Origin of the sequence: Ralstonia sp. RL, from assembly GCF_001683835.1 — a bacterium.
GTDB classification, from domain to species: Bacteria; Pseudomonadota; Gammaproteobacteria; order Burkholderiales; family Burkholderiaceae; genus Ralstonia; species Ralstonia mannitolilytica.
This window is the reverse complement of record NZ_LWRX01000056.1, coordinates 121,143-147,376: the sequence shown is the minus strand read 5'-3', so window position 1 is coordinate 147,376 and position 26,234 is coordinate 121,143. Positions and strand designations below refer to the sequence as shown.

The window sequence follows — 26,234 nt, the reverse complement described above, 5'->3', positions numbered from 1 at the left end:
TCGCCACTTATAGGAGGATTTTCCGCGCCAGACCAGCCCGGACTCACCCGAGCCGCCGCGTCATCGCGGGCGTGGCGGAAAACGCAGCGTCCGCCCGCCGCCCAGGCTCAGCCACGCCCATGCCGCTGCCGCGGCCACGGCACCGAGTACGGCCGTCCATTGTGCGCATACGAGCATCAGCTCGATCGTGCTGGCAATGTCGGGCAGGATGTGCGGCCACGCGGGCCCGAGCCAGCCGCTGGCCTCGAACCAGCCGCCGCGGCCCGCCCCTGTCGCCAGCTCTGCGGCCAGCGCCGCCGCATTGAGCGCCGCAAACGCCATGCCGCCATGCGACAGCGCGCGGCTGAACACCGGCAGTTCATACAGCGGTTTGAGATATTGGATATGCCGCGTGAGCGACCACGCGCATACCATGAGCAGCGCGATGCTGACGGAAGCAAGGAACGCCGGGCTGCGCAGGCAGACACCGCAGGCGATCCACGCCAGCGCGTTGATTTCGTGGCGGCGATAGATGCGCAGCGCGCGTGCCGCATGCAGCAGGCCAATCGGGGGAACACCGGCAGACGCCATCGTGTACTCCATCAGCAGGCAGGTTGGTGCGGCGCCGCATCGCATGGCCGTGGGCCGCTACTGCGTGCAGTGTACCGATGGCCCGGAACGTGTGCGAGCGCCCGCCGCGCGCTTCCACCGAATGGCGGACGCGCACCGGTGTCACGCCTCGCGCAAATGCCCGATCAGCTGGCGCGCGAATGCGGGCAGGTCGTCGAAGCGGCGCACGCAGATGCGCAGCAGGCGCGTCGCCCAGGCATCGGTCAGCCGCACGCGCCGGATGCCCATCGAGCGCTGCAACCGGATGGCCGCATGCTCGGGGATGACGCCCACGCCCACATTGCGCTCCACCATGCGGCAGACGGCATCGAAGCTGCGCAAGCGTACGCGGTACTTGAGCTGGAAGCCTGCGCGCGCTGCGTGGCCGGCCAGGTAGGCCTGCAAGGCGTTGTCGCCGGTCAGGCCGACGAAATCCTCCTGCAAGGTTTCAACGAAGGCCAGCTCGCGGCGCTTGGCGAGCGGGTGGTTGCGCGCGGTGACGAGCACCAGCCTGTCATGCCGAAACGGAAAGGTTTCCAGCCCGGACAGGTCCACCGCGTCATTGACGATCCCGACATCGGCCCGCCCCTGCGCGATCGCCTCGACGATCTCGTGGCTCACGAGCTCCTCCAGGTCGATGTCGACCTCCGGGTGCGCCGCCAGGAACGCGCTGAGCGCCTCGGGCAGGAACTCCGTCATGGCGGCGGTGTTGGACAGCAGCCGCACGTAGCCCTTCAGGCCACGCGCATACTCGCCGAGCTCGCCGCGCATGCGGTCCATCTGCTGCAGCACGACGCGGGCGTGGTGCATGAGCGTGCGGCCGGCCGCCGTGGTCTCGACGCCGCGGCGGTTGCGCGTGAGCAGCGGCACGCCGAGCGCGTCTTCCATGCCGCGGATGCGCGCACTGGCCGAGGCCAGCGTGAGATGCGCGCGCGCGGCGCCGGCGGTGATGCTGCCGGCCTCGGCGGTGTACAGGAAGAGTCGCAGATCGGTCAGGTCGAAGCGCACGGCAAGTCTCAGGAGAGGCATCAGCCTCAGTGCCAGCCTGAGGCTCGGTCAATGTATCGCAGATTGTCTCGTGGCTGCCAGTGGCAGAAACTGAGCCATCCTCCAGAACGACAACGAGACCCTGCGCCCCATGGAATCTGCCCCGCTGCTGCTCTTTGGCGCCGGCCTGCTTGCCGGCATGATGAATGCGCTGGCCGGCGGCGGCTCGTTCGTCACCCTGCCGGCGCTGATGTTTGCAGGTGTGCCGTCGGTCTTCGCCAATGCGTCGAGCACGGTGGCGCTGCTGCCCGGCGCGGCGACATCGGCATGGGCCTATCGCTCCGACTACCGTGGCTTCCAGCACGTGCCGATGCGGGCCATGGTGGCGGTCAGCCTGGCGGGCGGCCTGCTCGGCGCGCTGTTGCTGATGAACACCTCGTCGCGCGCGTTCGACTTCATCGTGCCGTGGCTGCTGCTGGTGGGGTCGCTCGCGTTTACCTTCGGCAGGCAGGCGGGTGCGTGGCTGCGCCGGCGCGTACACATCGGCCGCACGACGCTGCTGGTCGCACAAGGCGGCCTGGCCATCTACGGCGGCTACTTTGGCGGCGCGGTCGGCATCATGATGATGGCGGTGTGGGCACTGTTCGGCCACGACGACATCAGAGCATTGAACGCCTCGCGTACGTTGCTGGTGGGGGCGACCAACCTCGTCGCCGTGCTGTGCTTTGCGCTGGCCAGGATGGTGTGGTGGCCGCAGACGCTCATCATGCTGGTGGCCGCCGCGCTCGGTGGCTACCTCGGCGCGCACGTGGGCAAGCGTTTGCCGGCACCCGTGGTTCGGGCACTGATTTCGACCTTCGGCTTTTCGATGACGGCGCTGCTGTTCTGGCGCGCCTGGTCGCACGCTTGAGGAGCACTGCCATGCCGCACGCGCCACGGCATCCGAATCACCGCACAACCGCGCCACGCGCCTGCCGAGATGTGGCCCCCTTGCATGCGTCCCGCTACGCCGCGCGGGGTGCCTGGCATGGGCACGCGGGCGAGCCAGCGCCGCGCAAGCCCGACAGCGTCGGCGCACAGACGGTGTTTTACCTCGCACGCGGTGTGGCGGTCCTGCTCGCTGCAACCGCGCTTGGCCTGGGCGCGGCGTCCGAGGGAGCCGGCCCGACATCGGCGCCATCCTCGGCTTCATCGCGGACCCCAGCGCGTTGAACGCGCGGCGTCGCTGGCGCCACGGCGCAGATGAGGATGTGTTCACATACCCAACGCGCGGACCGTTCCATGCGCACACGCGAGGCAAAGAAAAAGCCCGCGGGCCGGGGGGCGGGCGGGCTTAACATCTTCAGCCTTTGACGACGAAAGATGGTCGGGTGTGCTTTGTGAACGAGCAATGCGCCGGAATTCACAAAGCGTCGCCATTATAAAAAGGGCGCCCACCCCGCCATACCCCAACAACGAGGGGGGTCTGCGCCATTTCCTGGTCAATCCCTGAGCGCGGCATCCAAGGCCTGCGGCGTGAGCAAGCCGCTCGATGCATGACGCTTGCCGTCGGGACGCAGGATGATCGTGCGCGGCATCTCGCCCTGCCAGCCGGGGTCGAGTGCGGCACGCAGGCGCTCCGGTATGTCTTCCGCGTTCGCGTACTGCGGCACATGGGCAAGGCCGATCTTGCTGTCGCGGGCCAGGGGCGCGAGCGCGCGGTTCAGCATCTCGGCCTGTTCGGGGCCGTCCATGGCGACCATCACCACATCGACGTTGCGCCCGGCAGCGCGCCGCCACTGGGCGATGCGGGCGATGTTCTCGCGGCAGTAGCTGCAGTCGAGCGACCATATCTCGACGATGCGCGGCCGCGCTTGCGGCGTCTGCAACAAGGCCGGCACATCGCGTGCATGCAACGGCCGGAACTGCAGCGCTTCGGCGGCCTGCACCGCAACGGCTGCGGCCCACAGCGCCATTCCCAACGCCAACGATCGGTACCGTACGGTCATTGCGATGCCTCCTGGGTTGCGGTGGCCGGAACCACGCCCGCCACGTCGATCAGCCGGTAGCCCTCGACCTGCGTGCGCCACGACAGGTAGACGTGCCCGTTGCCCGCGAGCAGTTGCGGGTGGTCGCTTCCGCCAGCGGCGTCGGCCACGTTTACGGGCATCGTCCAATGCGCGCCGCCGTCGGTGGACTTGCGCAGCACGATCTGCATGCGGTCGCCGGCAAATTGCTTCCACGCGAGCCACAGCGCGCCGTCTGCGGCCAGCAGCGCCGGATGCGATGCCTGCGCACCCGCCTGTGCCGAACCGGCAAATGGCCACGCGCCGCCGATCGGTTTGCCGTCAGCGGCAAGACGGCTGTAGAACAAACCCGGCTTGCCGTTCACCACGGAAAACCACGCCATGTGCCGCACACCGTCGGGCGTGACGGCCAGCGCGGGGCCGTGGTGCGGGCACGCATCCACACGCCAGTCCGAGAACGTCGCGCGCGTGATGACCGGCGGCGTGTTACCGATTGGCAATGTCGTCAGCGCATGGTCGCGGACCTGCCCGGCAAACACGTTGCGCCACAGCGCCAGCATGTGCCCGTCGGCGTCCGGCACCAGCGCGATGCGGCAGCACTCGCAGGTCTGGTCGATGACCTTGCGTTCGGGCGCGAACGTGGCGCCGCGGTCGGTCGAGACCGTGTAGTAGACCGCCGCCCCGTCATACGGCTGCCGGGCGGCCTGCGCACGCAGCAGGTCGCGCTTGTCGATCCACGTGACGAAGATGCGGCCCGCGCTGTCCACCGCCATCGAGTCGAAGCGATGCGTGATGGGCTGGCGATCATGGTGCACCGTGACCGGCACGCTCCATGTCCTGCCGCCGTCCAGCGAGCGCGAGAAGCGCACGAAACCCGTGTACGGCGCATCGAGCGGCCGCGACCAGCTCACATACAGCGCGCCGTCCGGGCTCGCGATGACCTTCGGGCGGTTCTCGCCGTCGGTATAGATCGGCTCGGGTTGCGGGTTCACGCGCTGCGGCCTGGAAAGCGTCCTGCCGAGGTCATCGGACGAGGCCACCACGACATGCTGCCCTTCCGCCCACGCCACCCAAAGGCGACCGGCCTTGTCAAACGCGGCCGTGGTCGCGAGTTGCGGCTTGGCGGCCGCCTTGCCGGCCATCGCACCGTGGTCGTGGCCTTCGTGCGCGCCGGCCGCCATCGCGGCCAGGGCCAGGAAGAGGCCGGCCGCCCAGCGCGGGATCGAGTGCATTACAGACGCCATTTCAGTTGTCCATAGAACGTGCGCGACGGATACGGGTGGTACACGAAGTACCGCCGATCGGTCAGGTTGTCGACGCCCAGCGCCAGCGTGAAATGCCTGTCGATACGGTAGCTGGCTTTGAGGTCGACGGTGAAGAAACTGCTGGTGCCGCCGTAGACATTCGGCAGCACATCGGTGTTGTCGAGCGTGCCGTACTGCCGGCCGGAATAGCGCACGCCCGCGCCCAGTGTCCAGTCGGGCGTCGCATGCCAGCTGGCAAACAGGTTGGCGCGCACACGCGGCATGCGCGGCCACGTCTTGTCGACATACGTGGGGTTGGCTGCGTCGGCCAGCGTCTTCGATTGCGTGAACGCGACATTGGCTTCCACATCGACGCCGCGCACACCAAGGTCTTGCAGCACGTTCTGCCCGGAATACGCAAGCTCGATGCCGCGCGTGCGCACGCGGTCGACGTTCTGCACATTCGTCACATTCGGCGTGACGAGGATGTTGGTCTGCGTATAGATGCTGTCGCGCACGTCGCTCTGGAAGAGGCTCGTGCGCAGCATGCCGTACGGCACGGCCTGCTCGACGGTGAAGTCGAAGTCGTTCGCGCGTTCGGGCTTGAGGTTCGGGTCGTTGTTGACGATGGTGTTGCCGCTGATGGTGCCCTGGAACAGCTCGGCGACCGTCGGGAAACGCACCGCCCGGCCGTATGAGAGCCGCAGCAGCGTGTCTTGCGTGGCCTGCCATTGGAGGGCCGCCTTGGGCGAGAACGCGTCTTCGGTGCGGCTGGCATAGCCCAGCGTGGTGCTGCCGTTGCCGAGCTGGCCGTTGTAGGCGCGCCAGTTCTCGTAGCGCAGGCCCAGCGTGGCGAGCCAGCGCGGCGCAAAGGCCCAGGCGTCCTGCAGGAAGACGGCCTGCGTCTGGGTATCGCCCTGGTAGCCGGATTTCAGCGTGGACACCGTTTCAGCCGACCAGTTCGTCGCATTGAAGGTCTGGTTGCGCAGGTGGTACTGGTCGTAGTGGTAGCCGGTCGTGAACGTATGGCCCGCCACCATGGGCGACGTGGCCTTGACGTCGAGGTTGGACCAGCCCGTGCCGTCGCCGTAGAACACCGTGCCGGGCCCGCCGCCCGCCGCCGTGTTGGACGCCCGCAGGATGTCGCGCGTGACGTTGTAGGCCGACGCATTGGTGTCGATCTTCCAGCCGCCGAGCCTGCCCTTCACACCCAGCCCGTAGAGCCAGTTTTCCTGGTCGCCGTTCTGCGGGGCGAAGGCGTTCTGCGCAATGGTGTAGCGCGTGCCGTTGATCAGCACATTGCCGCCGGTGACCGGATTGCCGGCGGCATCGCGAAGGAAGCTGACGGCCTGGTCGCTGAAGTGGTTCTCCCAGTGGCCGAGCATGAACGACGCTTCGAGGCTGTCGCTGAAGACATAGCCGAGGCGCACCGTTTCCTGCAGTTGCTGTGTGCGCTCGAGCATCTGCGGGCCGAGAATCACACGCGGCTGGCCGTTGGGGCCGCGGTCCGTCATGGCGCCCGTGACAGGCACCGGCACGCCCGCCGACGCATTGAACGCGGAATTGGGCGTGGCGTACTGCATCGGCTGGCTGTCGTTCTCGAGCCGGTCCACCGACACCGCATACCAGAACCTGCCGATGCGGTCGCCCAGCGACGCGCTCTCGTGGTTGCCGGTGACGGTGCGCGAGAAGCCGTACGCATCGTTGTAGTGCTGGCTCATCACCTGCGTCTGGGCGGCGGCCTCGAAGGTCTCGGGGCGGCGCAGCGTCAGCGCGATGGTCGTGCCCATCGAATTGCCGGGCAGCAGCGCCGAGAACGGCCCGTACAGGATGTCGACCCGCGCCAGGTCGTCCGGCCCGATCATCGACCAGCGCGGCGGATAGCTGTAGCTCGAGCCCAGCAGGTTCGAGAGCAGGATGCCGTCGGCGTACAGCAGGCCGCGCGCACTCTGCAACTCGTTGAAATCGCGCCCCGCGAAGATGGAGTTGCGGTCGCCAATGAAGCGGCGGCGCACCATCACGTTGGGCTGGTATTTGACGGCGTCTTCGGTGGTGACGACGTTGCGGTCGGCCAGTTGATCGGCCGTGACGCTCTGCACGACGGCCGGCGTGCTGGGGGCAAAGGGCGCGCGGGCGGTGCTGGCGCGCACGACGGTGGGCGCGAGTTCCTGCGTCGCGGGCGCGGGCGTCGCCTCGTCCGCGGCAAAGGCGGACAGCGGCGCCGCTGCGCTCAGGGCCAGCGCTGCACGGCACGCCAGCGTGCGCCGGGGCCGCGCGGCGGCAATGCGCTTGTGGGATGACATCGGGGTGGTCTCCGGGGTTGCGATGGCGCCGGCCATGCGTGGGCCAGGCGCACAGGCGCCGCGAGACTCACTCCCGCGGGCGCGTCAGTTCGACAACGGCGAAGACAGCGGAGGCGCGCGCGAATCGGCTACGCGCAGCGCACTGCGCGCGTACACGGGTGCAGGGCTGGCCGGCTGCCGCACGCGATAGACGAAATGCGCGGTAGGAACATCCAGCGCCGGCGCGGCCGCCAGCGCAAACCCGGCGGCAAAGCCCGGGCAATACAGGCAATGTGCCACGCCGTGGTGCGCGGCAGCGTCGTCGGCGCGGGCGCCATCGCCTGGCAGGTCGACGGCAATCTCGACCGTGCTGCCATGCGCAGCCGTGGCGCTGCAAAGCTCGACGGCGAGCGTGCCGGTCTGCGCCGCGCGGGCAGACGCGAGCACCGGCGACAGTACGTTCAGTACGGTCGCAAGCCAGACGAGGAAGAGCCAGCGGCGATGGAGCATGGGGATGGCGAGGGAATCCGGCGAGTATAGCGCTGCACAACAATTCACGTTTGTCCTGCGACGTCCTGCCGCGCAACGCGTGTTTTCCCGGCAAGCCGACTGAATTAGCCTTAATTATTGGATTGACTATAATTTATACCGACTTACATAATCAGGTCTAAAACGGGGCACCCGATGGATTCAGACACCGACACCGGCCGCTTCAACTTCCACCGCCAGGACCTTGCCAACACGCTGTGCGACAGCCTGGAAGGCAAGGGCCTGGCCGACGCGCGCTCCGGCCTGTTCCTGGCTGCGCCCCGGCGCACCGGCAAAAGCACGTTCCTGCGCGAAGACCTGGTGCCCGAGGTCGAGCGCCGCAAGTGGATCGCCATCTACGTCGATTTGTGGGCCGACCGCGCCCGCGACCCGGGCCTGCTCATTGCCGACGCCATCAAATCGAAGCTGGCCGAGTTCGACGGGCCCATCGCCAAGCTCGCCAAGCAGGCCGGCATGGAAAAGGTGGACGTGCTGCGCACCTTTACGTTCAACCTCGGCAAGATCGGCCTGCCGCCGGGAATCACGCTGGCCGATGCGCTCGATGTGCTGTACAAGGCAGCGCGCCGGCCCATCGTGCTGATCATCGACGAGGCGCAGCACGCGCTGTCCACCGAGGCGGGCACCAATGCCATGTTCGCGCTCAAGGCCGCGCGCGACCAGATGAACCAGGGGGTGGCGGAGCCGCGCCTGTTCCTCGTCTTTACGGGGTCGAACCGTGACAAGCTGGCCAACCTGCTGCTCAACCGCACGCAGCCGTTCTTCGGCTCGCGCGTGACGAATTTCCCGCTGCTGGGGCGGCCGTATGTGTCGGCGTACACCGCGTGGGTCAACCAGCACCTCGCGCCCAACAACCAGTTCAAGGAAGACGACATGTTCGCCGCCTTCCAGCTGGTCGGACACCGGCCCGAGATGCTCAAGGGCATCGTCAGCGAAATTGCGCTCGAGCTCGGCGAGGCGGCCAACCTGGGCGAGCTGCTCAAGCGCGGCGCCCAGGGCATCCGGGACCGCATCTGGGGCGAGATCGAAAGCGATTACGCTGCGCTGACCGAGATCCAGCGCGCCGTGCTGGCCGTGCTGATCGAGCGCGGGCCGGGCTATTCGCCGTTCTCCGAAGAATCGATGAAGGCGTATGCCGCAAAGCTGGGCCACAGCGAGTTCTCGACCGCGACGGTGCAGGCCGCGCTCGATGCGTTGCGCGACAAGAACCTCATCTGGAAGGAATCGCGCGGCGCCTATGCGCTCGAAGACGAAAGCCTGGCGCTGTGGTTTCGCGAGACACGCGCCGCACACGCCGTGCCGCCGCGCTTGAGCGAGTAGGTCGACCGTCGCGACGATTGAACGATCGCCCCCGCCCGCTACACTGCAACGACCACCACAACAACATTTCGGGGAGCCGCCACATGCCACGCAACCGCACCACATGGCGCGCGCTCGCGGCCGCGTTCTGCCTGCTGACGGGCATCGGCAGCGCAGCCGCGCAGGATGCACCGGCATCCGCCGCCGCACACTGCCCGCCGCCCGCCTCGAGCTTCATCCCCAAGGACGGCTGGGCCGCCGCCGCCCAGCGCGCCACCGACCACGGACTGCTCTGGCGCATTGAAAGGAACGGCCACACATCGTGGCTCTACGGCACCATCCACGTCGCGCGCGCAGACTGGATGCTGCCCGGCCCCGCCATCCGGGAGGCGCTCCAGCAGGTGGACGCCGTCGCGCTGGAACTCGACCTGCTCGACAAGGACACCGCCGGCAAGGCGCCCGCCGCGCGCAATACCAGCGAAGACCGGCAACTCCTTGCGGGGCGCCGCGGCGAACGCTTCAACAAGCTGCTCGCCGCCGCATGCCTGCCCGACACGGCCCTCACGCAGATCCGCAAGTTCCAGCCGACCATGCAGCTGGCATCGCTGGCGGTGCTGGGCGTCCGAACCGATGGCCTGTATCCGGATTTCGGCATCGACCTCTTCCTGACCACCTACGCAAAAAGCCGGCGCCTGCCCGTCGTGCCACTCGAAACCCTCGCCCAGCAGGTGCGCGTGCTCAACGAAATCGTGCCGAAAAACGAGCTCGCACAGCAGTTCGATACGGTGCTCGACGCGATTGAATCGGGCGAGGCGCGCACGCAGACGTTGACGCTCGCCAACGCATGGGCCGACAGCGACATCGGTACGCTCGAGCGCTATCCGCAGTGGTGCGACTGCCTGAAAACGCGCTCCGACAAGCGCGCGTTCCAGCGCCTGGTCACGAACCGAAACCGCGCCATGGCCGAGAACATCGCCAAGGTGCACGCCAGCGGCCAGCGGGTGTTCGGCGCCGTCGGGGCCCTGCACATGATCGGCCCCAAGGGCATTCCGGCACTGCTGGCGGCACGCGGGTTTACGGTCACGCCCGTGCTGCCGCCGCCAACGCGCTGAAAGGTCTGCGCGGGTACGGGTTCAATCCAGTTCAAGAATCCGCTGCGCGCAAGCTTCGTCGGTCACCAGGCCAGTCAGCCACCCGCCGCGCAGGGCGGCCGCAATCGCGCCCGCCTTGGCAACGCCCCCCGCCATGGCGATCACCGGGTGCGCGGGCATCGGCTGCAGCGGCAAGCTCGTGATGCGCGTTTGCAGCGGCAGGTCGAGCAGGCGCCCTTGCGCATCGATCGGCCGGCCGATCAGTTCGCCAGCGGCACCGTGCGCGAGCAGGTCGTCGACGTCTTGCGCAGTGATGAAGCCGTCGACCTGCAATGCGCACCCCGGCCCGATCGTGCCGACGCCGATGAAGGTGACATCCGCCTGCGCGGCCAGGTCTGCGACCACGCCGTAGAGGCGGTGCTGGCACCACTGGCGCGTGTCTTCCGCACTGTCGGCCACCAGCGGCGCGGGCAGCAGGTAGTAGCGGCTGCGGGTTTTCTCAGCGGCAGCCAGCGCGACGTCGTAACGATTGGACGAGCCGTCCGCGGCAATCGCCCCCACCATCGAGACGATGCGGTGCTGCGGGCGGTCGAGATCCGGCAGCTGATCGATGGCGGCGCGCAACGTGCGTCCCGAGCCGACGCTGACCACGCGCGGCGCCTCGGCCAGCAGGTGGCGCTCCATGGTCTCGGCAGCCGCCACGGCAATCATGCGCTGTACCGCTTCCGCGCTGTCGGCGGCGGTCGGCACCACGTGGCAGGCCTCCAGCCGGAAGCGGCTGCGCAGGCTTTCCGCCAGTTCCAGGCACGCTGACACAGGGTGCGTCACGCGGACCTTCACCAGCCCATGCTCCACCGCGTAGGCGATCAACCGCTGGGCGATCTGGCGCGACACCCCGAGTTGCTCGGCGATGTCCTGCTGCGTGTGGTTGCCCACGTAGTACAGCCACGCCGCGCGAGCGGCCTGATCTCGTTTCTCTTGCTGCTTGGACACGCAGCGTCTCCTCTGGCTAGAACCTTGGCGATACGGTGCACTGTATCGCGCTTTTGCTCCACGAACGAGCATTTGCTTGACAAGCGCGATACCGCATCCGATTATTTGCTCACAACAAGGACAATTGCTCAATTCAGACCTTTTGTCCAGGCGATGCGGCCGCATCGCCACATTCCAAAAAGGAGACGACTGCATGTTCCGCACGTTCTTGCGCGGGATTGCCCGCCCATCTCATGTCTTCAGGCTGGCTGTCTTCGCGGCCCTCCCCGCGTTCCACACGTTCTGTGCAGCCGCGGTGCACGCCGCGCCCACCACGCTGACGATCGCCACGATCAACAACCCCGACATGATCGTGCTGCAAAAGCTCTCCAGCCAGTTCGAGCAGGCCCACCCCGACATCAAGCTGCGCTGGGTCACGCTCGAAGAAGGCGTGCTGCGCCAGCGCGTGACCACCGACATCGCGACGGGCAGCGGCCAGTTCGATCTGATGACGATCGGCGGCTACGAAGCGCCGCTGTGGGCAAAGAAGGGCTGGCTCGTCCCGCTGGACATGCCCGCCGGCTACGACACGGCCGACCTGCTGCCCACCGTGCGCGAGGGCCTGTCGCAAGACGGCAAGCTGTACGCCGTGCCGTTCTATGCCGAAAGTTCGATGACGTACTACCGGCGTGACCTCTTCAACGCCGCCGGCCTGAAGATGCCCGAGCAGCCGACGTATGACGACATCGCCAGATTTGCCGCCAAGCTGCATGACCCGGCCAGGGGCGTCTACGGCATCTGCCTGCGCGGGCGCGCGGGCTGGGGCGAGAACATCGCCCTCGTGTCCACCATGGTCAATACGTTCGGCGGCCGCTGGTTCGACGAGAAGTGGCAGCCGACCATCGACACGCCGCAGTGGAAGCAGGCGGTCAACACCTATGTCGACCTGCTGAAGAAATACGGCCCGCCCGGCGCCAGCAGCAACGGCTTCAACGAAAACCTCGTGCTGTTCTCGGGCGGCAAGTGCGGCATGTGGATCGACGCCACCGTCGCGGCCGGCATGGTCAGCAGCGCGAAGGATTCCAAGGTGGCCGACAAGGTGGGCTTTGCCAACGCGCCGATCGCCAGCACGCCGAAGGGCTCGCACTGGCTGTGGATCTGGGCGCTGGCGGTGCCCAAGTCGTCGAAATCACCCGAAGCCGCCAAGACGTTCGCGGCGTGGGCGACTTCGAAGGACTACATCCGCGCGGTCGCCAAGGCACAGGGCTGGGGCGAGGTGCCGCCCGGCACGCGCGCATCGACGTATGACGACCCGGCTTACCAGAAGGCCGCGCCGTTCTCAGGCTTCGTGCGCCACGCCATCGAGACGGCCAACCCGAACGATCCATCCGCGCAGAAGGTTCCGTACACCGGCGTGCAGTTCGTGACCATTCCGGAGTTCCAGTCGCTGGGCACGGTGGTGGGGCAGGCGATTGCGGGCGCGCTCGCCGGCAAGACGACCGTGGAGGATGCGCTGCGGACGTCGCAATCGCAGGCGCAGCGCGCCATGCGCCAAGGCGGCTATCTGAAGTAATGCAGCGGCGGCTGCGCCCGGAGGTCTCATGGAACACGCATTGGAATCGCACGTGAACGGCGTCGGCGGCACGCCGTCACCGGTGTCGGCGCCGGCACAGCCGCAGCGCACGCGGCGCTGGCTGCCGACGCTGCTGGTCTCGCCATCGGTGCTGGTGCTGCTGCTGTGGATGATCGTGCCGCTGGCGATGACGCTGTATTTCTCCGTCAGCCGCTACAACCTGCTCAACCCCGACCAGACCGGCCTGGCAGGGCTCGACAACTACCGCTTCCTGGTCGAAGACCCCGCCTTCTGGCCCGCCATCGCCAACACGCTGGTGCTGATCGGGTCGGTGCTGGTCATCAGTGTGGTGGCGGGCACGTTGCTGGCGGTGCTGTTCGATCAGCCGTTTGCGGGGCGCGGTGTGGCCCGCATTCTCGTCATCAGCCCGTTCTTCGTCATGCCGACCGTGGCGGCGCTCATCTGGAAGAACATGATGCTGCACCCGGTGTACGGCCTGGCCGCCTGGGTGGCGCGGCTGTTCGGCGCCGAGCCGGTGGACTGGCTGGCGACGCATCCGATGCTCTCGATCATCATCATCGTGGCGTGGCAGTGGACGCCGTTTGCGTTCCTGATCCTGCTGACGGCGCTGCAATCGCTCGATCCAGAGCAGAAGGAAGCCGCGCAGCTCGACGGCGCGAGCCCCGTGCGCATCTTCTGGCACATCGTGCTGCCGCACCTCAAGCGTGCGATTGCCGTGGTCGTGATGATCGAGACCATCTTCCTGCTCTCCATCTTTGCCGAGATCCACACCACCACAGCAGGCGGCCCCGGCACCGCCACCACCAACCTTGCGTACTTCGTCTACAGCCTCGGCCTGCAGCAGTTCGACATCGGCATCGCGTCGGCCGGCGGCATCGTGGCCGTGGTGCTGGCAAACGTCGTGGCGTTCTTCCTCGTGCGCATGCTGGCCCGCAACCTGAAAGGAGTGCACGAGCAATGAGCACGCTGACTTCCACCTGGCGCACCCGGCTGGCTGGCGTACTGGCTTGGACGATCGCCCTGGCGCTGTTCTTCCCTATCGCCTGGGCAGCGCTGACGGCCTTCAAGACCGAGCAGGACGCCTATACGCCCACGCTGTTGTTCACGCCCACGCTCGACAGCTTCCGCGAGGTGCTGGAGCGCGCGCACTACCCGAGCTTCCTCGGCAACTCGCTGGCGGTATCGGCCATCTCCACGCTGCTGGCCCTGGCGATTGCCATCCCGGCGGGCTATGCGATGGCGTTCTTCCCGAACAGGCGCACGCAGCAGGTGCTGCTGTGGATGCTCTCCACCAAGATGATGCCGGCCGTGGGCGTACTGCTGCCGGTGTACCTGCTGGCAAAGACGGCGGGGCTGCTAGATTCCATCACGGCGCTCGTCATTGTCTACACGCTCGCCAACCTGCCGATTGCCGTCTGGATGGTCTTCACCTACTGCAACGACGTGCCGCGCGAGATTCTCGAGGCCGCGCGCATGGACGGCGCCAACCTCTGGCAGGAACTCGTCTACGTGCTGCTGCCGACGATGCTGCCGGGGCTCGCCTCCACCGCGCTGCTTTTGCTGATCCTGTCGTGGAACGAAGCCTTCTGGAGCCTGAACCTGACCAGCATCGACGCGGCGCCGCTCACCGTGTTCATCGCGTCGTACTCGAACCCTGAAGGCCTGTTCTGGGCCAAGCTCTCCGCCGCGTCTGTGCTGGCGATTGCGCCGATCCTCGTGCTGGGCTGGCTGGCGCAGCGACAACTCGTGCGTGGCCTGACGTTCGGAGCCGTGAAGTGACGATGACGCAGACCGACGTGCGCGCCCCCGCCTACCTGATCTGCGACTGCGACGGTGTGCTGATCGACAGCGAATCCGTGGCGCTGCGCGCGCTGATCCGCACGCTCGGTCCGCACGTGCCGCACCTCTCGCCGGCCGCGCTCGAGGAGATGCTCGAACCGCGCCTGGGCATGAACACGGTGGCACTGCTCGACGAGCTGCAAGGCAGCATCGGCCTGAGGCTCTCGGATGCTGAGCTGGCAAGCGTCCTTGCAGACGTCGAGCACGACTGCGCCACGCAATCGCAGCCGGTGCCTGGCATCGCCAAGCTGCTCGCCACCGTGCCGCAGCCCAAGGCAGTGGCAAGCAACAGCAGCCGCCCCCGCATTGAAGCCAGCCTCGTGCGCGCCGGCCTGCGCGACGTGTTCGGCGAGCACATCTACAGCGCCTACGAAATGCCCCAACCCAAGCCGGCGCCGGACGTGTACATCGCGGCGTGCGCAGGCCTCGGTGCAGCACCCGTGCATTGCCTGGCCATCGAAGACAGCGACACCGGGGTGCGCGCCGCCCGCGCCGCCGGCCTGACGGTGTTCGGCTTTGCCGGCGTTGCACACGCGCCGGCCGTTGCCACGCAGCGCCTGCTGGCCGCGGGCGCACGCTACGTCTTTACCGACATGCGCGCCCTGGCCGACGCCCTGACGTCGACACTCGCCACGCCCGCCTGAGCCACATATCGCATACCGAAGATCGAAGATCGAGTACGCCCAAGGAGACGCCCCATGGCCAGCCTCACTCTGCGCAATCTGCAAAAGCGCTACGAACAGAACACCGTCCTGCACAACATCAACCTCGACATTGCCGACGGTGAATTCGTCGTCTTCGTCGGGCCCTCGGGCTGCGGCAAGTCCACCCTGCTGCGCACGATTGCCGGCCTGGAGGACATCGACGGCGGCGACCTGCTGATCGGCGATACGCGCGTCAACGACGTGGTACCGGCCAAGCGCGGCATTGCGATGGTGTTTCAGTCGTACGCGCTGTATCCGCACATGAGCGTGTACGACAACATGGCCTTCGGTCTGAAGCTCTCGGGGATGAAGCGCGAGGCCATCGACGCCGCCGTGCGCCGCGCCGCCGAGGTACTGCACATCGACGCGCTGCTCGATCGCAAGCCACGGCAGCTCTCCGGGGGTCAGCGCCAGCGCGTTGCCATCGGCCGGGCCATCACGCGAGAGCCCAAGGTCTTCCTGTTCGACGAGCCGCTCTCCAACCTCGATGCCGCGCTGCGCGTGAAGATGCGCCTGGAGTTTGCGCGCCTGCACGATGCGCTCAAGACGACCATGATCTACGTCACGCACGACCAGGTCGAAGCCATGACGCTGGCCGACAAGATCGTCGTGCTGCGCGACGGCCGTATCGAGCAGGTCGGCTCGCCGCAGACCCTCTATCACCATCCAGCCAGCGAGTTCGTCGCGGGCTTCATCGGCTCGCCAAAGATGAACTTCCTGCGCGGCAGCGTCGTGCGTGCCGATGCGTCGGGCGTGGACGTGGCGCTTGCGGGCGGCCAGCAGCGTGTGGCGGTGTCGCCAGGCGCGTTGCGCGCGGGCGATGCCGTCACGCTGGGCGTTCGGCCGGAGCATCTGCATCTTGATGCGGCCGGCGCGATGCGGGCGTCGGTCACGCACATCGAATCCCTGGGCGATGTGGCGTACCTGCATGCCGACTGCGAGGCCGCGCCCGACGGCCTCGTGCTGCGCGTGCCGGAGTCGACCAGGCTGGCGCACGGCAGCGCCATCAGCGTGGCTGCGGATGCCGCGCACTGCCATCTGTTCGATGCCGAGGGCCGCGCGCTGCCGCGCCTGCAAACCCAACTGGCCGCCTGACCTGCAACGCTCCACGCCCACGCTCATGCCTTCTTCCAACGCTTCTTCCACCTGGCTGCACCTGGGGGCCGGCTCGTTCCATCGCGCGCATCAGGCGTGGTACCTGCATCGCCTGCGCGAGGCCGGGGATGCCTCATGGCGTCTTGCCCTGGCCAACATCCGCAACGATGCCGCAACGCTGCTGCACGACCTAGCCGCGCAGCACGGCGCTTACACGCTGGAGACGGTGGACACCGCCGGCCGTCGCGCGTACGAGCGCATCACGTCCATCGATACCATCGTGCCCTGGGATGCCGACCTCGCTGCGGTGTGCGAAATCGGGGGCGCGCCCGAGACACGCGTGATCTCCTTCACAGTCACGGAAGGCGGCTACTACCTCGACCAGCAGCACCAGCTCGACACCACGCAGCCCGACATTGCGACTGACCTGCGCGGCGGCGCCTGCACGCTGTACGGCGCGCTCGCACGCGTGCTGCGCCAGCGCATGCGCCGCGGCGGCGCACCGGTCACCCTGCTCAACTGCGACAACCTGCGCCACAACGGCGAGCGCGTCGCGCACGGCCTGCGCCAGTTCCTCACGCTGCACGGCGACGACGATCTCGTTGCATGGCTGGACACCCACGCCAGCACGCCCAATACCATGGTCGACCGGATCACCCCACGCCCGACCGATATCCTGCGCGAGCGCGTGGCCGCGCACACCGGCTGGCAAGACCGGTGCCCCGTCATGGCCGAGACCTTCGTGCAATGGGTGGTCGAGGACGATTTCCGCGCTGGCCGGCCCGCGCTGGAACGCGTGGGGGTGAAGTTCGTGAGCACCGTGCTGCCGTATGAGGAGGCGAAGATCCGCGTGCTCAACGCCAGCCATAGCTGCATCGCGTGGGCCGGCACGCTGCTGGGCCTGCGCACCATCGACGAAAGCGTGGCCGTACCGTCCATCCGCCGCATGGCGTGGGACTACGTCACGCACGACGTCATCCCCTGCCTGACACCGAGCCCCGTCGACCTGGCTGCCTACCGCGACACCGTGCTCGACCGCTTTGCCAATCCGCACATCGGTGACACGAACCAGCGCGTGGCGGCCGACGGCTTCTCGAAGATTCCCGGCTTCATCACGCCGACGCTGGTGGAGTCGCTCGCGCGCGGTCATGCGCCGCTCGCCACGGCGATGCTGCCGGCGCTGTTCTTCGTGTTTCTGGAGCGATGGGGCGCCGGTGCGCTGCCGTATGCCTACCAGGACGGCCAGTTCGACCCTGCCGCCGCCCGCGCCATGCTCGATGCGCCCGACCCCGTCGCCGTGTACTGCCAGAACGCCGCACTGTGGGGCAGCCTCGCTGGAACGCCACCGCTCACAGGCCTCGTCCGCGATGCGGTGGGGCGTGTGCGCGCGTGGCTCGGGATCGAGCAGGCTGCCACCGCCGGTTGACGACGAACGGATACGCGCGACAATCGACGCCTCACACAACCGGACCCGGCGGCCCCATGTACCTCGGCATCGATCTCGGCACCTCCGAAGTCAAAGTGCTGCTGCTGGACGCAGCGGGCAGCATCGTCGGCACGGCCGGCGAAGCGCTGACCGTGTCGCGGCCGCAGGTGGGCTGGGCAGAGCAATCGCCTGACGACTGGTGGCAGGCCACGTGCGCGGCCATCGGCAAATTGCGCAGCGTGGCGCCGCGTGCGTTTGCCGCCACGCGCGCCATCGGGCTGTCGGGCCAGATGCACGGTGCCGTGCTGCTCGATGCGCGCAACCGCGTCTTGCGGCCGGCCATCCTGTGGAACGACACGCGCAGCACCGCCGAATGTCTCGAGCTGACACGCCGCGTGCACAGCCTGCACGCCATTGCCGGCAACCTGGCGATGCCCGGGTTCACTGCGCCCAAGCTGCTGTGGAGCGCGCGTCATGAGCCGGCGGTCTTCGACGCCATCGACTGCGTGCTGTTGCCCAAGGACTATCTGCGCCTGCGCCTGACGGGCGAGCGCGCGTCAGACCCGTCGGATGCCGGCGGCACGCTGTGGCTGGACGTGGCGCGGCGCACCTGGTCTGACGAACTGCTGGCCGCGACGGGGCTGTCGCGCCGGCACATGCCGCGGCTCGTGGAAGGCAGCGCCGCCAGTGGCACGTTGCTGCCCGAGGTGGCCGATGCGTGGGGCCTGGCGCCTGACGTCATCGTGGCCGGCGGCGGTGGCGACGGCGCGGCCAGCGCCGTGGGCATCGGCGCGACGCAGCCGGGCGACGGCTTCCTGTCGCTGGGCACGTCGGGTGTGATCTTCGTGGTCAACGACCGCTTCCACCCCAACCCCGCACAGGCCGTCCATGCCTTCTGTCACGCGCTGCCCGAACGCTGGCACCAGATGAGCGTGATGCTTTCCGCCGCAAGCTGCCTGCGCTGGTTCTGCCGGCTGACCAGCGTGCACGAAGCCACGCTGCTCGAAGAGATTGCCGCGCTGCCCGAACCCGCGCGCGAATCCGCGCCGTTCTTCCTGCCTTACCTGTCGGGCGAGCGCACGCCGCACAACGATGCACTCGCGCAGGGGCATTTCCACAACCTCACGCACGCCAGCGACCGCGCCGCGCTCGGCTACGCCGTGATCGAAGGCGTGGCCTTCGGCATGGCCGACGGCCTGAATGCATTGCGCGCGGCCGGCACGCAGGTCGCATCGCTGTCATTTGTGGGCGGTGGCTCGCGCAGCCCGTTCTGGGCGCAACTGCTGGCCGACACGCTCAGTACCGAACTGACAACGCACGTGGGCAGCGAAGCAGGCGGGGCGCTCGGCGCCGCCCGCCTGGGCTGGATGGCCGATGGCGGCATTGAAGCCACCGTCTGCGCCAAGCCGCCCGTGCTGGCCACGTATCGGCCCGACGCCGCGCGCCATGCGCGCCTTGCGCAGCGGCTGTCGGCATTCCGCGCACTGTATCGACGCGCATCGCCGCCGGCCACCGCGCCCGCTCCACAAACCGCTGCCCTGCCCTTGCCTGCATGACCGCCCCCGCGTCGCCCGCCCAACCGCTGCCCCGCCTCGTCGTCTTTGGCGAGGCGCTGACCGACTTTCTGCATCAAGGCAACGGCCAGTGGCTTGCCCGGCCCGGCGGCGCATGCTGGAACGTCGCGCGGGTGGCGGCACGCCTGGGCGCGCCCACCGGCTACGCAGGCGCCATCAGCAACGACGTATTCGGCGATGCGCTGTTCTCCGATTCGCGAGCCGCCGGGCTCGACCTGCGCTTCCTGCAGCGCGTGGACCGCGCTCCGCTGCTGGCGATGGTCACCTCCACGCAGCCACCGCACTACTTCTTCGTGGGCGACGACAGCGCAGACCTGCATTTCGATGTGCAGGCCCTGCCGGCCGGCTGGCAGGCCGCCGTGGAGGTCGCGCATTTCGGCTGCATCAGTCTGGCGCGCGAACCGCTGGGCAGCCGCCTCGTGGCACTGGCCGAAACGCTGGCCGCGCAAGGCACGCGCATCACCTTCGATCCCAACTGGCGCGTGACGATGGCCGCTGCGCACTACGCACCGCTGCTCCGGCGCATGGCAGCCATTGCGTCGGTCATCAAGGTATCGGACGAGGATTTGCACCGGCTGTTTCCCAGCCATGCCGATCCGCTCAGCGTGCTGCGTGCGCTTGCGCCGCAAGCCGACATCCTGCTCACGCTCGGCGCGAAGGGCATGGTGTGGGTGCAACGCGGCCACGGCGATGTCCGCATCGCCCAGGAGGCGTTCACCGTGCCGGTGGTCGACACGGTCGGATGCGGCGATGCCGCCATGGGCGGCTGGCTCGCCAGCCTGCTGCGCTGCCCCGACGCGCCCGTGCAGACGCATCTGCGCCAGGCTGCGGCTGCGGCGGCCTTGACGGCTTCGCGCGCAGGCGCCTATGCCGGCACGCAAGCCGAGGTGGAAGCCCTGCTGCAGGCGCATGCTGCCATGCCACAATCGGCGGTCTGATATCGGATCGCCCCGGGGCTTGTTTTGGAACTGCTTCGCATTGCTGTGCTGTTTGCCGCCACCGCCGTGGCGGAAATCGTCGGCTGCTACCTGCCATGGCTGGTCCTGCGCCAGGGCAAGCCGATGTGGTGGCTGCTGCCCGCAGCCGCGTCGCTGGCGCTGTTTGCGTGGCTGCTGACGCTGCACCCGACGGCAGCCGGCCGCACGTATGCCGCCTACGGCGGTGTGTACATTGCCGTGGCGCTGGTCTGGCTGCGCGCGGTCGATGGCGTCACGCTCACGCGTTGGGACATCGTCGGCGCGGCCATTGCGTTGGTGGGGATGGCGGTGATTGCGCTGCAGCCCCGGGGCAGCTGATCGTTGGCCGCAAGGCGCGCGATCTTTACGCTTCGCTGACCGCAATGGAACTGTCAGCCACCGCAGTACCCGACCGAAGCATCATCGCAGCCGGCGATTGCGCTCGGCGCTCACTCGCCGCCCCCTTCCAACCGTTTCTTACTGCGGAGGCCAGAATGCCTGCCAACCTCGTCAAACACCTTCCTGTCGCCGCGATCCTGATGGCGGCTGCCACGAGCGCGTCGGCGCTGACCACATCGCCCCACACCTTCCGCGAGTCGGACTTGCAGGCGATGCTGGCCCAAAGCCAGCCGGCGCAGCCTGCTCAGCGTGCGCAACAGGCACCGCGCGCACCATTGACCATCGGCGTGAGCGATCCCGAGACCAGGCTCGTCCTGCCGTGGTTCCTGGCCGAGCTGGTCGACGCCGTGAACCAGCACACCGCACCGCAAGACGTGGTGAAGAAGCCGCGCAAGGGCATCTGACGCAAGCTTTCCCGGGAGCGGCGCGCGCGGTGCTGTATATTCATACAGTTATTTTTTGTGACGCCCCACCGTGCTTGCCGCCTCCCCCGCCCCTGACACCACCAGCGCCCCGGCCACGCCGGGCTATCTGGCCCAACTGAACGACCAGCAGCGCCAGGCGGTCGAGTTCGGCATTTCGGGGCCAGACGCGGCGGAGACCGGCCCGCTGCTCGTATTGGCCGGGGCAGGCTCGGGCAAGACCCACACGCTCGGCTGGCGCGTGGCACATCTCGTGGCCAACGGGGCGGACCCGCAACGCATCCTGCTGCTGACGTTCTCGCGCCGGGCGGCGAGCGAGCTGTCCAGCCGCGCCGGCCATCTGCTCGCCCGCGCCATGCACGGTGAACGCACCAACGGTGGGCTCAACGCGGCGGGCGCCTCCTACCAGACGACCCTGCCGTGGGCTGGCACCTTCCACGGCATCGGCGCGCGCCTGCTGCGCGAATACGCCGAGCGCGTCGGCCTGGCACCCGATTTCACCATCCACGATCGCAGCGACTCGGCCGACCTGCTCAACGTCGTGCGCCACGAGCTGAACCTGTCGACCAAGGAGCGCCGCTTCCCGCTCAAGCAGACGTGCCTGGCCATCTACTCGCGCGCCATCAACGCCGAAAGCCCGCTGAACGCCGTGCTCAAACACCACTTTCCGTGGTGCGCGATGTGGGAGGCGCAGCTGCGCACGCTCTTCGACGCATATGTCGAGGCGAAGCAGGCCCAGCACGTGCTCGACTACGACGACCTGCTGCTCTACTGGCACGCGATGGTGTCCGACGCGGACCTTGCCGCCGAGATCGGTGCGCGCTTCGACCACATCCTCGTCGACGAATACCAGGACACGAACCGGCTGCAGTCGTCCATCCTGCGGGCGCTGCGCCCGGACGGCCGCGGCGTGACGGTGGTGGGCGACGACGCGCAATCGATCTACGCATTCCGCGCGGCCACGGTGCGCAACATCCTCGACTTCCCGCGCCATTTTTCGCGCCCGGCGCGCACGGTGCTGCTGGAGCGCAATTACCGCTCGACCCAGCCGATCCTGGACGCATCCAATGGTGTGATGCGCTTTGCCACCGAACGCTTTGCCAAGACGCTTTGGACCGATCGGGCGTCGACGCATCGGCCGCGGCTGATCTCGGTGCGCGACGAGGCCGAACAGGCGCGCTGCGTGGCCGAGCAGGTGCTGCGTCACCGGGAAGGCGGGCTGACGCTGAAATCGCAGGCCGTGCTGTTCCGCACCGCGAGCCACAGCGCGCCGCTCGAGATCGAACTCACGCGCCGCAACATCCCGTTCGTGAAATACGGCGGCCTGAAGTTTCTGGAGGCGGCGCATGTGAAGGACGTGCTCTCGGTGCTGCGCTGGGCCGAGAACCCGCGCAACCGCATCGCCGGCTTTCGCGTGATCCAACTGCTGCCGGGCGCCGGCCCCGCCACGGCCGCGCGCGTGCTCGATGCGATGGCCGAAGCGGTGGACCCCATTGCCGCGCTCCTGGCCTACGAACCGCCCGCACGCCTCGCCGGCGACTGGGCCACGCTCATGGCGCTGATGCAGACCCTGCGCGCGCCCAAGGACAGCCTGGCCTGGGCCAGCGAACTCGAAGCCGTCGGCGCGTGGTACGCCCCGCACATGGAACGCCTGCACGACGATGCCGCCGTGCGCCAGGGCGACCTGGACCAGCTCGCGCGCATGGCCGCCACGTACGCCACGCGCGAACGCTTCCTGACCGAGATGACCCTCGACCCGCCCGAACTGACCAGCGATGAATCGGGCGAACCGTACCGCGACGAGGACTACCTGATCCTGTCGACGATCCACTCGTCGAAGGGCCAGGAATGGAAGGCGGTGTATGTGCTGAACGCCGTGGACGGCTGCATGCCCGCCGACCTGGGCGCCGGCTCGCACGAAGAGCTGGAGGAAGAGCGCCGCCTGCTCTACGTGGCGATGACGCGGGCGCGCGAGCATCTCGACATCCTCGTACCGCAGCGCTTCTACGTGACGCAGCAAACACCCAATGGCGATCGGCACATCTACGCGTCGCGCACGCGCTTCATTCCGCCGGCGCTGCTGCCGCTGTTCGAAGCCTGCGCCTGGCCGGAACCGGAGCCCGGCGCCGATCCGGCAGCCGAAGCCCGCGCCGCCGCCAAGGTAGACCTGACCAAGAAGATGCGCGGCTACTGGCAGAAGTAGGCGGCCTGCCTCAGTCGACGATCTCGGGCCGCTTGACCACCTGCGTGGACTCGAAGCGCGAGAGCTGCGCGAAGATCCACGCGGCCGCCGCCGTCATCACGCCCACGCACAGGAAGGTCTTGTGGAAAGCGGCCAGTGTGTCGTGTCCTTCCGGCCCGGCCGTGAAATCGGTAAAGCCCGTGAGCAGCGCGCCCGCCGCCGCCACGCCGAGGCTCATCGACAGCATCATCACCATGGACAGCATGCTGTTGCCCGCGCTCGCCAGCGGCCCGTTCAGGTCCTTGAGCGTGAGCGTGTTCATGGCGGTGAACTGCATCGAGTTGAACGTGCCGAACAGGGCCAGCTGGACGATGCGCAGCCACAGCGGCTTGTCCGGCGTCATCAATGCAAAGCTGGCCATCATCAGGCCGACCATGAGCGTGTTGCCAAACAGCATGCGGCGATAGCCGTAATGCTTGATCGCCCAGGTACCCAGGGGCTTGGCCGCCATGCCGGCCGCAGCCACGGGCACCATCATCAGGCCCGCCTGCAACGGCGAATACCCCAGGCTCACCTGCAGCAGCAGCGGGATCAGGAACGGCATGCCGCCGCTGCCGATGCGCGCAAACAGGTTGCCCAGGATGCCGATGGAAAAACTCGGGATCCCGAACAGCGTGCGCGGAAACAGCGGCCCCACCACACGCCCAGCGTGCAGCCAGTACGCCGTGAGCGCCGCCAGCCCGAAGATCAGCAGCACCAGCACCGTGGCATGCTGGAAGCCCAGCTCCGACAGCCCGTCGAGCGAGAACGACACCGCCGCCATGCCGAAGGCCAGCATCAGGTAGCCCGACCAATCGAAGCGGCTGTCGTCGTCGGCCCGCACGTCCGGCATCACCTTGAGCGTGACCAGCGCGCCCACCACCCCGACCGGTATGTTGATGAGGAAGATCCAGTGCCACGACACGGCCTGCACCAGCCAGCCGCCGAGCGTCGGGCCGATCAGCGGGCCGATCAGCCCCGGGATCGTGACGAAGCTCATGGCGGGCAGAAACTGCTCGCGCGGCACCACGCGCAGCACCGTCAGCCGCCCGACCGGCATCAGCAGCGCACCGCCCACGCCCTGCACCACGCGCGAAGCAATCAGCATGGTCAGGCTGCGCGACTCGGCGCACAGCAATGACCCGATCGTGAACAGGAAGATGGCCACGAAGAACATGCGGCGCGTGCCGAACCGGTCGGCCAGCCAGCCCGACGCGGGCATCAGCATGGCGGTCGTCAGCGTGTAGGCGATGATGACCGACTGCATCTTCAGCGGGCTTTCCGACAGACTGCGCGCCATGGCGGGCAGCGCCGTGTTGACGATGGTGGAATCCAGCGTCTGCATGAACAGCCCGATGGCCACCAGCCAGAGCAGCGGTTGAAGCGACTTGTCGACGGAAACGGAAGTGGACATGGGCGGGTCGGTACGTGCGGCGCAACCGCCATTGTGGCGCGCCTGGGATGCGCCCGCAAACGATGTTCCCGGCCGGCGCGACCCCTCGTCCATCCGCCCTGTCGCCAACAAGGGCTCTGGAGCCTGCCTATACTGGAGCGTTCGTCCCAGTCACCTTCCTCCTTGCCATGACCACCCGAACCGAACGCGACACCTTTGGCCCGATTGAAGTCCCGGCCGATCACCTGTGGGGCGCCCAGACACAGCGCTCGCTGCAGAACTTCGACATCGCGGGCGACCGCATGCCGCGCGAACTGATCGACGCGCTCGCTCGCATCAAACGTGCCAGCGCGGCCGTCAACCAGCGCCTCGGGCTGCTGCCCGCCGACAAGGCCAACGCCATCATTGCCGCTGCCGACGAAGTCATTGCCGGCAAGCACCCGAACGAGTTTCCGCTCGTGGTGTGGCAAACCGGTTCGGGCACGCAGACCAACATGAACATGAACGAGGTGCTCGCCAACCGCGCCAGCGAACTGCTCGGCGGCGAGCGCGGCGAAGCCCGCCTCGTTCACCCGAACGATGACGTGAACCGCAGCCAGTCGTCGAATGACGTGTTCCCGACCGCAATGCATGTGGCCGCCGTGACGGCCATCACGCATCACCTGATCCCGTCGCTGCGCACGCTGCGTGAAACGCTCGCCCGGAAGGCGGCGGATTTCGACGACATCATCAAGATCGGCCGCACGCACCTGCAGGACGCCACGCCGCTGACGCTCGGGCAGGAATTCTCCGGTTATGTGGCCCAGTTGCAGCACAACGAAACGCACCTGAACGCCACGCTGCCGCACCTGTGCGAGCTGGCACTGGGCGGCACGGCGGTGGGTACCGGCCTGAACGCGCCGGCCGGCTATGCAGAGCAGGTGGCCGAAGAGCTGGCGCAACTGACCGGCCTGCCGTTCGTCACGTCGCCAAACAAGTTCGAGACCATGGCGTCGGCCGACGGCCTCGTATTCGCGCACGGTGCGCTGAAGACGCTGGCCGCCAGCCTCACCAAGATCGCCAACGATGTCCGGTGGTTGGCCAGCGGCCCACGCAGCGGCCTGGGCGAACTTTCCATCCCCGAGAACGAGCCGGGCTCCTCCATCATGCCGGGCAAGGTCAACCCCACGCAGAGCGAAGCGTTGACGATGCTGTGCGCGCAGGTGTTCGGCAACGATGTCGCCATCAACGTCGGTGGCGCCTCGGGCAACTTCGAGCTGAACGTGTTCCGCCCGATGATCGCCTACAACTTCCTGCACAGCGTGCGCCTGCTGGCCGACGGCATGCGCAGCTTCAATGACCACTGCGCCGTGGGCATCGAACCGAACCGCGACCGTATCGACGAGCTGGTGCAGCGCTCCCTGATGCTGGTGACGGCGCTCAACCCGCATATCGGCTACGACAAATCGGCGCAGATCGCCAAGAAGGCGCACAAGGAAGGCACCAGCCTGCGCGAAGCCGCCCTGGCGCTCGGCTATGTCACGCCCGAGCAGTTCGATGCGTGGGTGCGGCCAGAGAACATGGTGGGCCGCTAAATCATCCGACACGGGCCCACAG

Annotated in this window: 23 protein-coding genes; 15 read left to right on the top strand and 8 right to left on the bottom strand. The window is 67.8% G+C overall.

The annotated features are described in order from the left end of the window. Window positions 1–60 precede the first annotated feature (60 nt). Entirely contained in the window at window positions 61–570 is a 510-nt protein-coding gene (locus A6M56_RS05930; protein ID WP_045220450.1) for a hypothetical protein, read from the bottom strand. 141 nt (window positions 571–711) lie between these two features. Then, window positions 712–1,596: a LysR substrate-binding domain-containing protein gene (locus tag A6M56_RS05925; protein ID WP_102079005.1), complete on the bottom strand. Its 885-nt coding sequence runs from the start codon at window positions 1,594–1,596 to the stop codon at window positions 712–714. Between the two features lie 130 nt (window positions 1,597–1,726). On the opposite strand from A6M56_RS05925, the gene A6M56_RS05920 reads away from it, so the two are divergent. Beyond that, window positions 1,727–2,485 carry a sulfite exporter TauE/SafE family protein gene (locus A6M56_RS05920; protein WP_102079006.1) on the top strand — a complete coding sequence of 253 codons (759 nt, stop codon included), beginning with the start codon at window positions 1,727–1,729 and terminating at the stop codon, window positions 2,483–2,485. A gap of 571 nt (window positions 2,486–3,056) precedes the next feature. Here the strand turns inward: A6M56_RS05920 and A6M56_RS05915 are convergent. From A6M56_RS05915 to A6M56_RS05900, 4 genes are all read right to left on the bottom strand, one after another. Next, window positions 3,057–3,563: a TlpA family protein disulfide reductase gene (locus A6M56_RS05915; protein WP_102079008.1), complete on the bottom strand. Its 507-nt coding sequence runs from the start codon at window positions 3,561–3,563 to the stop codon at window positions 3,057–3,059. Next, window positions 3,560–4,825 carry a sialidase family protein gene (locus A6M56_RS05910; RefSeq protein WP_502686883.1) on the bottom strand — a complete coding sequence of 422 codons (1,266 nt, stop codon included), beginning with the start codon at window positions 4,823–4,825 and terminating at the stop codon, window positions 3,560–3,562. The genes A6M56_RS05915 and A6M56_RS05910 overlap by 4 nt, the downstream gene beginning before the upstream one ends. Then, window positions 4,813–7,128 carry a TonB-dependent receptor gene (locus A6M56_RS05905; RefSeq protein ID WP_102079010.1) on the bottom strand — a complete coding sequence of 772 codons (2,316 nt, stop codon included), beginning with the start codon at window positions 7,126–7,128 and terminating at the stop codon, window positions 4,813–4,815. Before A6M56_RS05905 ends, A6M56_RS05910 begins: the two co-directional genes overlap by 13 nt. An 84-nt stretch (window positions 7,129–7,212) precedes the next feature. After that, a complete protein-coding gene (locus A6M56_RS05900) occupies window positions 7,213–7,617 on the bottom strand; it encodes a DUF2946 family protein (protein WP_045219762.1) in 405 nt (134 codons plus the stop codon). Window positions 7,618–7,791: 174 nt separating this feature from the next. Here A6M56_RS05900 and A6M56_RS05895 point away from each other — a divergent pair, with 174 nt between their 5' ends. Both A6M56_RS05895 and A6M56_RS05890 read left to right on the top strand, forming a co-directional pair. Continuing rightward, a complete protein-coding gene (locus A6M56_RS05895) occupies window positions 7,792–8,973 on the top strand; it encodes an ATP-binding protein (RefSeq protein WP_045219760.1) in 1,182 nt (393 codons plus the stop codon). Window positions 8,974–9,056: 83 nt separating this feature from the next. Next, on the top strand, window positions 9,057–10,064 hold the full coding sequence (locus tag A6M56_RS05890) for a TraB/GumN family protein (protein ID WP_052698633.1): 1,008 nt from the start codon (window positions 9,057–9,059) through the stop codon (window positions 10,062–10,064). A 21-nt stretch (window positions 10,065–10,085) separates the two neighbouring features. On the opposite strand, the gene A6M56_RS05885 is transcribed toward A6M56_RS05890, so the two are convergent. Next, window positions 10,086–11,036, bottom strand: a complete 951-nt coding sequence (locus A6M56_RS05885; RefSeq protein ID WP_045219758.1) for a sugar-binding transcriptional regulator — start codon at window positions 11,034–11,036, stop codon at window positions 10,086–10,088. A gap of 193 nt (window positions 11,037–11,229) precedes the next feature. Here A6M56_RS05885 and A6M56_RS05880 point away from each other — a divergent pair, with 193 nt between their 5' ends. The 11 genes from A6M56_RS05880 to A6M56_RS05830 all read left to right on the top strand — a co-directional run bounded on the left by A6M56_RS05880 (window position 11,230) and on the right by A6M56_RS05830 (window position 23,227). After that, the gene (locus A6M56_RS05880) at window positions 11,230–12,588 is read left to right on the top strand and encodes an ABC transporter substrate-binding protein (RefSeq protein WP_102079011.1); all 1,359 of its coding nucleotides are present in this window, start codon (window positions 11,230–11,232) and stop codon (window positions 12,586–12,588) included. A gap of 28 nt (window positions 12,589–12,616) precedes the next feature. After that, window positions 12,617–13,570 (top strand): carbohydrate ABC transporter permease, encoded by a 954-nt coding sequence (locus A6M56_RS05875; protein ID WP_082076369.1) that lies wholly within the window; start codon window positions 12,617–12,619, stop codon window positions 13,568–13,570. Then, a complete protein-coding gene (locus A6M56_RS05870) occupies window positions 13,567–14,388 on the top strand; it encodes a carbohydrate ABC transporter permease (protein ID WP_062738911.1) in 822 nt (273 codons plus the stop codon). The genes A6M56_RS05875 and A6M56_RS05870 overlap by 4 nt, the downstream gene beginning before the upstream one ends. A gap of 2 nt (window positions 14,389–14,390) precedes the next feature. After that, window positions 14,391–15,092, top strand: coding sequence for an HAD family hydrolase (locus A6M56_RS05865; RefSeq protein WP_102079012.1), 702 nt, complete (start codon window positions 14,391–14,393; stop codon window positions 15,090–15,092). 54 nt (window positions 15,093–15,146) lie between these two features. Further along, a complete protein-coding gene (locus A6M56_RS05860; RefSeq protein ID WP_062738910.1) occupies window positions 15,147–16,247 on the top strand; it encodes an ABC transporter ATP-binding protein in 1,101 nt (366 codons plus the stop codon). Window positions 16,248–16,272: 25 nt separating this feature from the next. Next, a complete protein-coding gene (dalD, locus tag A6M56_RS05855) occupies window positions 16,273–17,673 on the top strand; it encodes a D-arabinitol 4-dehydrogenase (RefSeq protein WP_102079440.1) in 1,401 nt (466 codons plus the stop codon). A 56-nt stretch (window positions 17,674–17,729) separates the two neighbouring features. Then, window positions 17,730–19,229 carry a xylulokinase gene (gene xylB, locus A6M56_RS05850; protein WP_102079013.1) on the top strand — a complete coding sequence of 500 codons (1,500 nt, stop codon included), beginning with the start codon at window positions 17,730–17,732 and terminating at the stop codon, window positions 19,227–19,229. After that, a complete protein-coding gene (locus A6M56_RS05845) occupies window positions 19,226–20,185 on the top strand; it encodes a carbohydrate kinase family protein (protein ID WP_102079014.1) in 960 nt (319 codons plus the stop codon). The genes xylB and A6M56_RS05845 overlap by 4 nt, the downstream gene beginning before the upstream one ends. A gap of 24 nt (window positions 20,186–20,209) precedes the next feature. Next, the gene (locus tag A6M56_RS05840; RefSeq protein ID WP_045219746.1) at window positions 20,210–20,542 is read left to right on the top strand and encodes a YnfA family protein; all 333 of its coding nucleotides are present in this window, start codon (window positions 20,210–20,212) and stop codon (window positions 20,540–20,542) included. A 155-nt stretch (window positions 20,543–20,697) separates the two neighbouring features. Further along, window positions 20,698–21,006 (top strand): hypothetical protein, encoded by a 309-nt coding sequence (locus A6M56_RS05835; RefSeq protein WP_102079015.1) that lies wholly within the window; start codon window positions 20,698–20,700, stop codon window positions 21,004–21,006. Between the two features lie 70 nt (window positions 21,007–21,076). Next, window positions 21,077–23,227, top strand: coding sequence for an ATP-dependent helicase (locus A6M56_RS05830; protein ID WP_045219741.1), 2,151 nt, complete (start codon window positions 21,077–21,079; stop codon window positions 23,225–23,227). A 10-nt stretch (window positions 23,228–23,237) separates the two neighbouring features. Here A6M56_RS05830 and mdtD read toward each other — a convergent pair whose 3' ends face one another. Further along, a complete protein-coding gene (gene mdtD / locus A6M56_RS05825; protein ID WP_102079441.1) occupies window positions 23,238–24,659 on the bottom strand; it encodes a multidrug transporter subunit MdtD in 1,422 nt (473 codons plus the stop codon). A 167-nt stretch (window positions 24,660–24,826) separates the two neighbouring features. On the opposite strand from mdtD, the gene fumC reads away from it, so the two are divergent. Continuing rightward, a complete protein-coding gene (gene fumC / locus A6M56_RS05820; protein WP_062738905.1) occupies window positions 24,827–26,212 on the top strand; it encodes a class II fumarate hydratase in 1,386 nt (461 codons plus the stop codon). The last annotated feature ends 22 nt before the right edge of the window (window positions 26,213–26,234 follow it).